Source organism: Streptomyces sp. NPDC059695 (assembly GCF_042733785.1).
In the GTDB taxonomy this organism is placed as follows: domain Bacteria; phylum Actinomycetota; class Actinomycetes; order Streptomycetales; family Streptomycetaceae; genus Streptomyces.
The window spans coordinates 54,214-66,998 of the sequence record NZ_JBHWFF010000029.1 but is presented as its reverse complement, the minus strand read 5'-3'; the positions used below and the strand labels follow the sequence as shown (position 1 = coordinate 66,998).

The following is a 12,785-nucleotide window of genomic DNA, read 5'->3' as shown; positions in this document are numbered from 1 at the left end:
CGTCATGTCAGCCGAGAGCGGCGAAGATCACAGGATCACGATCTACCCCGCCGTGCTCGGCCGTATGCGACCTTACTCAGCCGTTCTTGGCGCGGGAAGACGCCCGGCCACGCGCGTTCTGGTCGAGGATGACCTTGCGGATGCGCACGGCCTCCGGGGTGACCTCGACGCACTCGTCGTCGCGGCAGAACTCCAGCGACTGCTCCAGCGAGAGCTTCCGCGGCGGGACGATCGCCTCGAAGGAGTCGGCGGAGGCGGAGCGCATGTTGGTGAGCTTCTTCTCCTTGGTGATGTTCACGTCCATGTCGTCGGAGCGGGAGTTCTCGCCGACGATCATGCCCTCGTACACCTCGGTGCCGGGGTCGGTGAACAGGACGCCGCGCTCCTGGAGGTTGGTCATCGCGAAGGCGGTGACCGCACCGGCGCGGTCGGCGACCAGCGAGCCGTTGTTACGGGTCGTCAGGGTGCCGAACCACGGCTCGTGGCCCTCGTGGATCGAGTGGGCGATGCCCGTACCGCGGGTGTTGGTGAGGAACTCCGTACGGAAGCCGATGAGGCCACGGGACGGAACGACGAACTCCATGCGGACCCAGCCGGAGCCGTGGTTCGACATGTTGTCCATGCGGCCCTTGCGGACGCCCATGAGCTGCGTGACCGCGCCCATGTGCTCCTCGGGGACGTCGACCGTGAGGCGCTCGACCGGCTCGTGGACCTTGCCGTCGACCTCCTTGGTGACGACCTGCGGCTTGCCGATGGTGAGCTCGAAGCCCTCGCGGCGCATCTGCTCGACCAGGATGGCGAGCGCGAGCTCACCGCGGCCCTGGACCTCCCAGGCGTCGGGGCGCTCGGTGTCGAGGACGCGGAGCGAGACGTTACCGATGAGCTCGCGGTCCAGACGGTCCTTGACCTGGCGGGCGGTGACCTTGCGCTGCTTGACCGCGGACTTGGCGTCCGCGCCCTTGCCCGTGCCACCGCGGCCGACGAGCGGCGAGGTGTTGGTGCCGATGGTCATGGAGATGGCGGGCTGGTCGACCGTGATCAGCGGAAGCGCGATCGGGTTCTCCGGGTCCGCCAGGGTCTCGCCGATCATGATGTCGGGGATACCGGCGACGGCGCAGATGTCACCGGGGCCGGCGACCTCGGCGGGCTTGCGGGTGAGCGCCTCGGTCATCATCAGCTCGGTGATGCGGACGTTGGAGATCGTGCCGTCCCGCTTGATCCACGCGACCGTCTGGCCCTTGCGGAGCTCGCCCTGCTCGACGCGGAGCAGCGCGATGCGGCCGAGGAAGTTGTCGGCGTCCAGGTTGGTGACGTGCGCCTGGAGCGGCGCCTCCTCGTCGTACACCGGGGCGGGGACGTGCTCCAGGATGGCCGAGAAGAACGGCTCCAGGTTGTCGCTGTCCGCGGGAACGGTGCCGTTCTCCGGCTTGGTCAGCGAGGCGACGCCGTCACGGCCGCAGGCGTAGACGATCGGGAACTCGATCTGGTCCTCGTCCGCGTCCAGGTCGAGGAAGAGGTCGTAGGTCTCGTTGACGACCTCGTCGATCCGGGAGTCCGGGCGGTCCGTCTTGTTGATGCAGAGGATGACGGGCTTGCGCTGCTGGAGCGCCTTGCGCAGCACGAACCGGGTCTGCGGGAGCGGGCCCTCGGAGGCGTCGACGAGGAGGACGACCGCGTCGACCATCGACAGACCGCGCTCGACCTCGCCACCGAAGTCGGCGTGGCCGGGGGTGTCGATGATGTTGATCGTGATCGGGGCCCCGCCGTCCTTGGGGTGATACTTCACCGCCGTGTTCTTGGCGAGGATCGTGATGCCCTTCTCACGCTCCAGGTCGTTCGAGTCCATCATGCGGTCGTCGAGCTGCTGGTGGGCGGCGAAGGCACCGGCCTGCTTGAGCATGGCGTCGACGATGGTCGTCTTGCCATGGTCGACGTGGGCGACGATGGCGACGTTACGGATGTCGTGGCGCGTGGGCATGGGTGCTTGCGCTTCTCTCGGATCGTGGGATGCGGCGTCAGTTCCTCGTACGCCCGCCGGGCGGACGCGCCACGGCTATGTCCTATGGTACGGGGCTGCCGCGCAAGGGGCTTCCCCGGCCAAGATCCGAGAGGTGGTGCCGGGAGTTCTGGGGGGTGTGGGGCAGGTCGTGCGACCGGGTCAAAGGGCCGTCGCGATCCTGCCCGCCGGGATCACCGGCGGGCAAGGATATTGAGCTGCTTCTGAGGTTGCGCCCCGTGGTTTCGGAGGTTTCAGTGCTTTCAGGGGGTTCGCTCGGCTCCCTTGGCGGATTCGGGCTTCTTGTATCCGATGTCCTGGTAGCGGGGAGCGGCGAGACCCCAGGCCCCGGCGTTCACCAGATCGGCCCTGGCGGCCACGAGCTGCGGGCGCTGGTAGAGGGGGATGGAACCGGCCGCGGCCCAGATCCGGGCGTCGGCCTGACGCACCAGCTCGCGGGCCTCCTCCTCGTCGAGCGTCCCCGCCGCCTGGTCGAACAGCTGGTCGATGCGGTCGGTGCCGACGCGGGAGTAGTTCTGCTCGACCAGGAGGGAGCCGTCCGAGGCGGGCTCGGGCTTGGCGAAGATCGGCCGGGCGTCGGTCGCCGGGAAGGCGGAGGCCGGCCAGGAGTAGAGGGCCAGGTCGTAGTCGCCCGAGGCGACGTGGTCCTTGAAGAAGCTGTCGTCGGAGACCTTGGTGACCTCGGTGCGGATCCCCACCGCGTCCAGCATCCGGACGATCTTGTCCCCGACCGTCCGCAGCGACTCGGAGCCCGGCCCGGACGGCAGGACGAAGCGGAGGCTCAGCGCCGTGCCGTCCTTGCCGAGGGCCGCGCCGGCCTCGGGCGCCTTCACGGGGGCGGCGGTGCCGCGCGGGGCGTAGGCACCGGCCATCCCCTGGTCCGGCTTGGCGGCGTGGGAGCCGGAGCCGGTGTCGAGCGCCTGGACGCGGGCGAGGAGCGCGGCGCTCTGCCGGGCGGCGGCGGATCCCGGGACGAGGATGTCGGCGCCGCTCTCGGGGCCGTTCACCCCGACGGCGGGAGCGGGGGCGGCCGGGTGCTCGCCGGGCTTGTCGTCGCCGACGATGTAGAGGCCCTCGTCGGAGGCGGTGTCCTCGCTCTCCTTCTTCTTGGCGTCGGTGGAGCCCTCGGCCTTCTTCTCCTTCTCCGCGGTCTTGTCCGCGGTCTTGTCGGAGGCCTTCTTCTCCTCCTCCTTCTTCTTCTCCGCCTCCTTCTCCGCCTCGCTGCCCGCCTTGGTGCCGGCGGGCTTCCGGAGCGCGCCGCCGGGGACCCAGCCCGCGTCGGCGAGGAGCGCCTGCGCCTCCTTGGTGTCCTGGCCGCCGAGCGCGTCGCTGCTGTCCGCGTACGCCGCCTGGCCCGCGAGGGCGAGGTGGCTGCCGGGGGGCAGGGCGGGGAGGCCGAGCGGCTTGAGCACGGAGTCGGCCAGTTCCTGGCGGTTGATGGCCCGGGCCACCGCTCGCCGTACCCGCTCGTCGGCCAGCGGGCCGGACTCGCCGTTCAGCGAGAGCTGGGTGTAGGCGGGCTCCAGGGACTTGCGGACCACGTACTTCGCCAGGGCGTCCTGGGCACTCGCGTACCGGGCGATCGCCTCCTGGTTCTTCTTGCGGGCCTCCTGGACCTCCGCCGCCTTCTCGTCGTCGGAGCCATGGGCGAGGGCCCAGGACTTCAGGGCCTTGGAGGGCGTGATCGCCGCGCCCGGGCCGTGGGCGAGGGCCGCCTCGGCGCCGTTCCGGCCGGCGCGGGCGTCCCGGAGGGCGAGGGCGATCCGCTCGGCCGCGGACCGGTCGATCTCGGCCAGGTCGAGGGTGCCCGCGGCGAGCGCGTCGGCCCGTTCGGCCCGCGGGACGGCCTTGAGGACGACGCTGTCGAGCTTGGCGGGCTGACCCCACCAGCGGGGGTTGCGGGCGAGGGTGACGTCGCCGCTCTTCCGGTCGACGGTCTTGAGCAGGAACGGTCCTGCGGTGGCCTTGAGGGTGGTGCGGGCCCCGTCGTTGAAGGCGCTCGGGGAGCCCATCACCTGCTTGGGGTAGAGGGGCGTGAAGAGGGACCGCCAGTCGGCGTAGGGCTTGGCGAAGGTGACCCGGACCTCCAGGTCGTTCTTGCCCCGCTCGATCTTCTCGATCCGCTCGTAGCCGGAGTTGCGGGCCGTCCAGTACGCGGTGTCGCGGCCGCTCAGCGCCCGCCACTGGGCGACGAAGTCGGGGGCGCCGATCTCGCGGCCGTCGCTCCACACCGCCTGCTGGTTGAGCTTGTAGAGGACGACCTGCTTGGGCTCGGTCTCGATGACCTGCGCGCTCTCCAGGTAGTCGGGGTTGAGCTGCGGCCGGCCCCGTCCGTCGAGCGTGTAGAGGGAGGGGAGCACGGCTCCGGCGATGCGCGAGGTGGTGCCGTCGGCGTCGGCCTGGAAGGCGTTGAGCGTGGTGGGCAGCGCGTCGACGGCCCAGCGGAGGGTGCCCCCGTCGGCGACCCGGTCGCGTGCGGCGGGCGCGTTGTCCTGGGCCGCGGCCGGGGTCTCGTCGGCCTCGTCGCCGGAGCTGCAGCCGGCGAGGACGGTGACCGCGAGGACCGCGCTGGTGAGGGTGGCGACGGAGCGGAGCGTGCGGGAGCGCGGGCTCCTGGAGCATGTCCTCCCGCGTGGGGCGCCGATCTGGGACATGACTTGTACCCCTTCGTCCAGATTTATTCCATTTGGAGATGATCAGACCTATTGCTCATACACTGAAAAGGACGGAGCAGATCCGGCCACGGCGACACGGCGGGGCGCCCGGTGAACCCCACTCGTGCGGCCCAACCGCCCGTGCACACGACTTCCCAAGCGGGATGTGACGCGCGACACTCACGAAGGTGAGGGCAACCATGTCCGTTCAGGACGACCTGGCGGCCGTCAGGCGCCGCCTGCAGGACCTGGAACACACGGTCGAGGAGCTGGAACGCCGCGTCGGGACGGAGCGGGGCGCACCACCCGCACCCTCCACCGGCCGTGCGCAGAGCATGGTGACCATCCCCGAGGCCCCGTACGACGCCGGGAAGTGGACCGACGTCGACGACGAGGGCCTGGGAGCACGTGACCGCCACGCGCCGTAGCGGCACCGGGGCGGCGATGCAGAGTCGAAGAGCCGTAGAGCCGTAGAGCCGTAGAGCCGAGGAGGCCCGGTTGGCCACAGGTACGCAGCCCCCGACGCGTCACCGGGCCGCGACGGGGGTGCGCTCCCCGGGGCGTGCCGCCATCGCCGCCCGCCACCTGCGGACCGACCGCTGGTGGCTCTCCCCCGCCGCCACCGCGGCCGGACTGCTCGCCTTCGTCGCGTACTCGACGTGGCGGGCCTTCGCGAACGCCCACTACTACGCCGCCCCGTACGTCTCCCCGTTCTACTCGCCCTGCCTCGCCGAGAACTGCGTCCCCATGCGCGGCGGCCCGAACTGGGAGCTCTTCGGCAGCTGGTGGGGGCTCTCCCCCGCCCTGCTGATCCTGGTCTTCCCGCTGGGCTTCCGGCTGACCTGCTACTACTACCGCAAGGCGTACTACCGGGGCTTCTGGGCGGCTCCCCCGGCCTGCGCGGTCGCCGAGCCCCATCGCACGTACACCGGCGAGACCCGCTTCCCGCTGCTCCTGCAGAACCTCCACCGGTACTTCTTCTACGCGGCGGTGCCGGTCGCCGGGATCCTCACGTACGACACCGCGCTGACCTTCCGGGACGCCGACTACGACTGGGGCCACGCGGGGCTCGGGACGCTGATCTTCCTCGTCAACATCGTCCTCATCTGGTCGTACACGCTCTCCTGCCACTCCTGCCGGCACATCGTCGGCGGCCGGCTGCGGCACTTCTCGAAGCACCCCGTCCGCTACCGGCTGTGGACCTGGGTGGGGCGCCTCAACCGCCGCCACATGCAACTGGCCTGGGCGTCGCTGATCAGCGTCGCCGTCTGCGACCTGTACGTGTACCTGCTCGCCACCGGCGCCTTCGACGACCCGAGGTTCTTCTGACATGAGTCCTGTGAGCTCCGTGGAACGGCAGCGGTGGGACGTGGTCGTGGTCGGCGCGGGCGGCGCCGGGCTGCGGGCCGCGATCGAGGCGCGCCGGGCCGGCGCGCGCACCGCCGTGATCTGCAAGTCCCTCTTCGGCAAGGCGCACACGGTGATGGCCGAGGGCGGCATCGCCGCCTCCATGGCGAACGCCAACGAGCACGACGACTGGAAGACGCACTTCCGGGACACCATGCGCGGCGGGAAGTTCCTCAACCAGTGGCGGATGGCCGAGCTGCACGCCCAGGAGGCCCCCGAGCGGGTGTGGGAGCTGGAGACCTGGGGCGCGCTCTTCGACCGCACACCGGACGGCCGGATCTCCCAGCGGAACTTCGGCGGCCACGAGTACCCGCGCCTCGCCCACGTCGGCGACCGCACCGGTCTCGAACTCCTGCGTACCCTCCAGCAGAAGGTGGTCGGCCTCCAGCAGGAGGACCACCGGGAGACCGGCGACCACGAGGCACGCCTGAAGGTCTTCCAGGAGTTCACCGTCACCCGCGTCCTCAAGGACGGTGACGGGAGGGTCTCGGGGGTCTTCTGCTACGAGCGGGAGAGCGGCCGCTTCCTCGTCCTGGAGGCGCCCGCGGTGGTCCTCGCGACGGGCGGCATCGGCAAGTCCTTCAAGGTGACCTCGAACTCCTGGGAGTACACCGGCGACGGCCACGCGCTCGCCCTGCTCGCCGGCGCGCCCCTGGTGAACATGGAGTTCGTGCAGTTCCACCCGACCGGCATGGTCTGGCCGCCGTCGGTGAAGGGGATCCTGGTCACCGAGTCCGTACGCGGCGACGGCGGGGTCCTGCGGAACTCCGAGGGCCGGCGCTTCATGTTCGACTACGTGCCCGACGTCTTCAAGGAGAAGTACGCCGAGTCGGAGGAGGAGGGCGACCGCTGGTACGAGGACCCCGACCACAACCGGCGCCCGCCCGAGCTGCTGCCGCGCGACGAGGTGGCGCGCGCCATCAACTCCGAGGTGAAGGCGGGCCGCGGCTCCCCGCACGGCGGGGTCTTCCTGGACGTGTCGACCCGGATGCCGGCGGAGACGATCCGGCGCCGGCTGCCCTCGATGTACCACCAGTTCAAGGAGCTGGCAGACGTCGACATCACGGCCGAGGCGATGGAGGTCGGGCCGACCTGTCACTACGTGATGGGCGGCGTCGCCGTCGACTCGGAGACGGCCGCCACGGTCGGGGTGGCGGGGCTCTTCGCCGCCGGGGAGGTGGCGGGAGGCATGCACGGCTCCAACCGGCTCGGCGGGAACTCCCTCTCCGACCTGCTCGTCTTCGGGCGGCGGGCCGGGCTCCACGCGGCGCAGTACGCGATGTCGGGGGCCGGCGGCGGAGTGATCGAGGACGACGTGGCCGCCGCGCGGGCGGAGGCGCTGGCCCCGTTCGACCCCGTCGCCGCGGGACCCCCCGAGAACCCGTACACGCTCCACCAGGAGCTCCAGCAGACGATGAACGACCTCGTCGGGATCATCCGGCGGGAGGGCGAGATGACCGAGGCCCTGGAGCGGATCGCCGCATTGCGGGAGCGGGCGGAGCGGGTCGCGGTCGAGGGGCACCGGCAGTTCAACCCCGGCTGGCACCTCGCGCTCGACCTGCGGAACATGCTCCTGGTGAGCGAGTGCGTGGCCCGGGCCGCCCTGGAGCGCACCGAGTCCCGGGGCGGGCACACCCGCGAGGACCGTCCCGCGATGGAGCGCTCGTGGCGTCCGGTGAACCTGCTCTGCCGGGCCGGTGACGGCGGGGTCGCCCTGGAACGGGTGCGCACCGAGCCCATCAGGCCGGATCTCCTCGCCCTCTTCGAGAAGGAGGAGCTGGCGAAGTACCTGGCGGAGGAGGAGCTGGACGCATGAGCACGTATCAGGCCCGCTTCCGGATCTGGCGCGGCGACACCGACGGCGGGGAGCTCACCGACTACACGGTCGAGGTGCACGACGGCGAGGTGGTCCTCGACATCGTCCACCGCCTCCAGGCCACCCAGGCCCCCGACCTGGCCGTCCGCTGGAACTGCAAGGCGGGCAAGTGCGGGTCGTGCTCGGCCGAGGTCAACGGCCGGCCCCGGCTGATGTGCATGACCCGGATGTCGGTCTTCGCTCCGGACGAGGTGGTCACGATCACCCCGATGCGCGCCTTCCCCGTCGTCCGCGACCTGGTCACGGACGTCTCCTTCAACTACGCGAAGGCCCGGGAGATCCCGGCGTTCGTCCCGCCCGCCGGGCTCGGCCCCGGCGAGTACCGGATGCGGCAGGAGGACGTGGACCGCTCGCAGGAGTTCAGGAAGTGCATCGAGTGCTTCCTGTGCCAGGACACCTGCCACGTGGTGCGCGACCACGAGGAGAACAAGGAGGCGTTCGCCGGGCCCCGTTTCCTCATGCGGGTCGCGGAGCTCGACATGCATCCCCTGGACGCGGCGGAGGAGGCGGGGCTCGACCGGCGGAGGACCGCGCAGGAGGAGCACGGTCTCGGCTACTGCAACATCACCAAGTGCTGCACCGAGGTCTGCCCGGAGTCCATCCGGATCACCGACAACGCGCTGATCCCGCTGAAGGAGCGGGTCGTGGACCGGACGTACGACCCGCTCGTCTGGCTCGGGAAGACGATCAGGCGGCGGAGGACCTAGTACCGCCGCCGCGTGCGCCCGCCACCGGACCCGGACCCGGACCCGGGCCCGCGCCCGGGCGCCGTCCTCCTCCGCCGGCCCGGGCCCGGCGCGCGGGGGTCCGCTCAGAGCCAGCCCGCCCGGTAGGCCGCCCAGTCCCCCTCCTCCGCGGCGAAGTCGACGTACAGCGCGAGGCCGAACCGCTCGCGGCCGGGGTCGGTGCGGCCGAGGCCGAGTCTCGCGCCCCTGACGGCCGCGGCGACCGTCTCCGCGGACTCGTGGTGGCCGAGGTCGTCCTCGTGGAAGAAGGGGAGGCCCATGAGCAGGTCCGTGCTCTCGGGCGTCACCTCCAGGGCGAGGGCCGTCTGCTGGGCGACGTACCCGCCGTACAGGCTCTCCAGCGGCATCCAGGTGTCGTACGACATGACGGCTATCTGGTCGACGCGGCGGGCGACCTCGCCGAAGAACTCCTGCGACCACCACTTCTCGCTGCCGTTCGGGCTGACCGCGCCCAGGGCCCTGTGGGCGCCCGGCAGCGGGTCGATCTGGTGGGCGGCCACCGACAGCGGGACCTTCCGGGCCCGGGTCAGCTTCCCGAGGTCGTCGAGGAGGGAGAGGTAGTCGCGGTCGTCGGAGTGCAGCGGCTCCAGGTCGAAGTGGACCCCGTCGAAGCCGGCGTCGAGGATCTGCCGGGCCGACCCCACGACGGCGCGGCGCGAACCGGCGTCCGCCAGGCGCAGGCCCACGGGCCCCTCGCTCGCCAGGACGTCGCCCAGCCAGGCCTGGACCCGTATCCCGGGCATCAGGCGGTGCACCCCGTCGATCAGCCACCGGGCGCGCGGGTACTTCGCCGCCCCGAGGGTCCCGTCGTGCTCCAGGGGTCCGGCGTGCACGTACAGGTCACGGATGCCGCTGCCCTTCAGCCGCGCGGCGAGGGCCGTGAGGTCCGCGTCCTTCTTCCGCCCGTCGACCCAGGCGTGCCCGATCCAGAAGGCGTCCTTGCCGCGGGTCCGCGCGTCGTCCCTGAGGTCGCCCGTGTAGCTGACGCGCAGCGCCAGCGCGCCGAACAGCGGGGGCACCACGAGCAGCAGGACGAGGCCGAGGACGAACCAGCGTCCCCGCCTCCACGCACGCCTCAGCCGTCCGTCCACCCGAGCCCCCCAAGAGCCGTCGCGTCACTGGAACCACCGTAGCGGCGGCTACTGACAGTGACGTCGGGGCGGGAGGAACAGTTGCGGGCGGCACCGGTCCGGTCGCGGACGGAGATACCCGGACATAGCCTCCCCTTTGTGACGCGAATAGCCACCCGAGCCCTTGTCGCGGTGCTGGTGGCGGCGTGGTGGCTCCTCGTGCCCGCCGTACACGGTGCCCGCGCCGACGATCCCGTCGTCCTGTCCCGGGACGGCCAGATCACCGACCGGGTGGACGCCCTCGGGGACCGCCGCGCCTCCGTGGTCCAGGCCCTCGACCGGCTCTACGACGACCGGCGCGTCCAGCTCTTCGTCGTCTACGTACGGGACTTCTCCGGCCGCTCGGGCCAGAACTGGGCCGACGCCACCGCCGAGCGCAACGGGCTCGGCGTCGACGACGTCCTGCTCGCCGTCGCCACCCACGACCGGCAGTACGGCTACTCGGCCGACCCCGGCTCCCGCCTCACCCAGCCCCAGCTCGACGAGGTCGCCAGGACCGCGATCGAACCGGCCCTGCGGCAGAACGACTGGGCCGGCGCCGCCATCGGCGCGGCGAACGGCTACGACGCCGTGCTCGCCGGGCAGCCCGTCCCCGCCCCGGCCGTCACCCCCGGCCCCGCCGACCCCGGGACCGCGCCCGACGACGGCACCTCGGCGACCGACCTCGTCCTGCCCGTGGTCCTCGTCGGCGGTGCGGGGGCCGTCGCGGCCTACGCGTACACCAAACGGCGGCGCCGCACCGAGACCCGCACGACCCCGGGCGGCGGGCAGGGCTGGGGCCCGCCGAAGGAGACCGCGCCGCCCTCCCTCGACGAACTCGACGGGGAGGCCCGCCGGACCCTGGTCGCCACCGACGACGCCGTCCGCACCAGCCAGGAGGAACTCGGCTTCGCGTCGGCCCAGTTCGGCGAGGAGGCGGTGCGGCCCTTCACCGAGGCCGTCGAGTTCGCCGAGGAGCAGCTGACGGCCTCGTTCCGGCTGCGGCAGAAGCTCGACGACTCCTTCCCCGAGGACGACGCGACCCGCCGGGGCATGCTGGACGAGATCCTCCGCCGCTGCGCCGAGGCGAACACGCGCCTCGACGCCGAGACGGAGGACTTCGACCGGCTGCGGGCCCTGGAGCGCACGGCCCCGGAGGCGCTCGCCGCGGTCGAGGCGGCGTTCCGGGAGCAGACCGGGCGGATCGGGACGGCCGAGGCGACGCTGACGGCGATGCGCGAGCGGTACGCCGAGACGGCCGCCGCTCCCGTCGCCGGTGACATCGAGCAGGCGAAGGACCGGCTCGTGTTCGCCACGGCCCACGTCGACCAGGCCCGCCGACGGATCGACGCCGGTGACAACGGCGGGGCCGCGGTGCACATCCGGGCCGCCGAGGGCGCGGTGGACCAGGCCGCCCGGCTGGTCGAGGCGGTGGACCGGCGGGCGCGGGAGCTCGCCGAGGCGGTCGGGAAGCTGACGGGCGCGCTCGCCGAGACCGACGCGGACCTGGCGGAGGCCCGCGGGCTGCTGAAGGGCACCGCCGAGGGGGTGTCCACGGCCGATCTCCAGGGCCGTATCGCCCGCGCGGAGGCGGTGATCGCCGAGGTGCGGCGCGGTGTGGACGCCGGGCGGTACGACCCGATCGAGGCCCTGCGCCGGGTCGAGGAGGCCGACGGGGCGCTCGACGAGACGCTGGAGGGCGCGCGGGAGCGCGACTCGGGAACCCGGCGGGCCCGCGCGCTCCTCGACCAGGTGATGCTGACGGCCCGTTCGGCGATCGGGGCCGCCGCCGACTACGTCACCACGCACCGGGGCGCGGTGGGCAGCGAGGCCCGTACCCGCCTCGCCGAGGCCCAGCGCCGCTGGGAGAAGGCGCGCGCGCTCGCGGCCGACGGCGACCCGCAGACGGCGCTGGTGGAGGCGCAGCAGGCGGACGCTCTGGCCCGGCGCGCCCAGGACCTCGCCGAGCAGGACGTCCGCAGGTACGGGAACCCGAACGGCCTGGGCGGCACGACGGGGGTGGGCGGAAGCGGTGGCGGCGGGCTCGGCGGCGCGGTGCTCGGCGGCATCATCCTCGGCGGACTGTTCGGCGGCGGGTCCGGCAGAGGAGGAGGCGGTCTCGGGGGCGGAGGGGGCGGTTTCGGGGGCGGAGGTTTCGGCGGCGGGCCCGGCAGCTTCGGCGGCAGCGGGACCCGTGGCCGGCTGGGCGGCGGAGGCCGTTTCTGAGTTCCACGAGATCTCCCAGGAGGAGAGACATGAGCAGCAAGCAGACGATCCTCGGCCGGGTCACCCAACTCGCGAAGGCGAACATCAACGCCCTCCTCGACCAGGCCGAGGATCCGCAGAAGATGCTGGACCAGCTGATCCGCGACTACGCGAACAACATCGCGGAGGCGGAGGAGGCGGTGGCGGCGACCATCGGCAACCTCCGGCTGATCGAGCAGGACCACAAGGAGGACGTGGACGCGGCGGCGGAGTGGGGCGGCAAGGCGCTCGCCGCGAGCAGGAAGGCGGACGAGCTGCGGGCCGGCGGCCAGACGGCGGAGGCGGACCGCTTCGACAACCTGGCGAAGGTGGCGCTGGGCCGCCAGCTGCAGTCGGAGAAGGAGGCGAGGACCGCCGAGCCGACGATCGCCGCCCAGACCGAGGTCGTACAGAAGCTCAGGACCGGCCTCGACCAGATGAAGGCCAAGCTCGGCGAACTGCGGGCCAAGCGCGACGAGCTGGTCGCGCGTGCCACGTCGGCCCGGGCGCAGAACCGGATGATGGACGCCGTGAAGAACGTCGACGTGCTCGATCCGACGAGCGAGCTGAGCCGCTTCGAGGACAAGGTGCGCCGGGAGGAGGCGAGGGCGCTGGGCAAGCAGGAGCTGGCCGCCTCCTCCCTGGACGCCCAGTTCGAGCAGCTGGACGCGCTCGGCGACAGCGCCGAGATCGAGGCCCGGCTGGCCGCGCTCAAGGGCTGAGGACGACGCC

9 protein-coding genes are annotated in these 12,785 nt (G+C 72.2%); 6 read left to right on the top strand and 3 right to left on the bottom strand.

What is annotated here, in order from left to right:
* Nucleotides 1-76: 76 nt before the first annotated feature.
* Nucleotides 77-1,978, bottom strand: a complete 1,902-nt coding sequence (typA, locus tag ACFV2S_RS29550) for a translational GTPase TypA (protein WP_385565472.1) — start codon at nt 1,976-1,978, stop codon at nt 77-79.
* A gap of 281 nt (nt 1,979-2,259) precedes the next feature.
* Nucleotides 2,260-4,671 (bottom strand): ABC transporter family substrate-binding protein, encoded by a 2,412-nt coding sequence (locus ACFV2S_RS29545; RefSeq protein ID WP_385565468.1) that lies wholly within the window; start codon nt 4,669-4,671, stop codon nt 2,260-2,262.
* Nucleotides 4,672-4,871: 200 nt separating this feature from the next.
* Between ACFV2S_RS29545 and ACFV2S_RS29540 the strand changes: the two genes are divergently transcribed.
* The 4 genes from ACFV2S_RS29540 (at nt 4,872) to ACFV2S_RS29525 (ending at nt 8,661) form a co-directional block, all read left to right on the top strand.
* Entirely contained in the window at nt 4,872-5,099 is a 228-nt protein-coding gene (locus tag ACFV2S_RS29540) for a hypothetical protein (protein WP_385565464.1), read from the top strand.
* Nucleotides 5,100-5,169: 70 nt separating this feature from the next.
* A complete protein-coding gene (locus tag ACFV2S_RS29535) occupies nt 5,170-6,000 on the top strand; it encodes a hypothetical protein (protein ID WP_385565460.1) in 831 nt (276 codons plus the stop codon).
* A 10-nt stretch (nt 6,001-6,010) separates the two neighbouring features.
* Nucleotides 6,011-7,894, top strand: a complete 1,884-nt coding sequence (locus ACFV2S_RS29530; RefSeq protein ID WP_385565527.1) for a fumarate reductase/succinate dehydrogenase flavoprotein subunit — start codon at nt 6,011-6,013, stop codon at nt 7,892-7,894.
* Nucleotides 7,891-8,661, top strand: coding sequence for a succinate dehydrogenase/fumarate reductase iron-sulfur subunit (locus tag ACFV2S_RS29525; protein ID WP_385565456.1), 771 nt, complete (start codon nt 7,891-7,893; stop codon nt 8,659-8,661). The genes ACFV2S_RS29530 and ACFV2S_RS29525 overlap by 4 nt, the downstream gene beginning before the upstream one ends.
* A 104-nt stretch (nt 8,662-8,765) precedes the next feature.
* On the opposite strand, the gene ACFV2S_RS29520 is transcribed toward ACFV2S_RS29525, so the two are convergent.
* Nucleotides 8,766-9,791 (bottom strand): hypothetical protein, encoded by a 1,026-nt coding sequence (locus ACFV2S_RS29520; protein WP_385565452.1) that lies wholly within the window; start codon nt 9,789-9,791, stop codon nt 8,766-8,768.
* Nucleotides 9,792-9,929: 138 nt separating this feature from the next.
* On the opposite strand from ACFV2S_RS29520, the gene ACFV2S_RS29515 reads away from it, so the two are divergent.
* Both ACFV2S_RS29515 and ACFV2S_RS29510 read left to right on the top strand, forming a co-directional pair.
* Entirely contained in the window at nt 9,930-12,035 is a 2,106-nt protein-coding gene (locus tag ACFV2S_RS29515) for a TPM domain-containing protein (protein ID WP_385565447.1), read from the top strand.
* 29 nt (nt 12,036-12,064) lie between these two features.
* A complete protein-coding gene (locus ACFV2S_RS29510) occupies nt 12,065-12,775 on the top strand; it encodes a PspA/IM30 family protein (protein WP_385565443.1) in 711 nt (236 codons plus the stop codon).
* Nucleotides 12,776-12,785 lie beyond the last annotated feature (10 nt).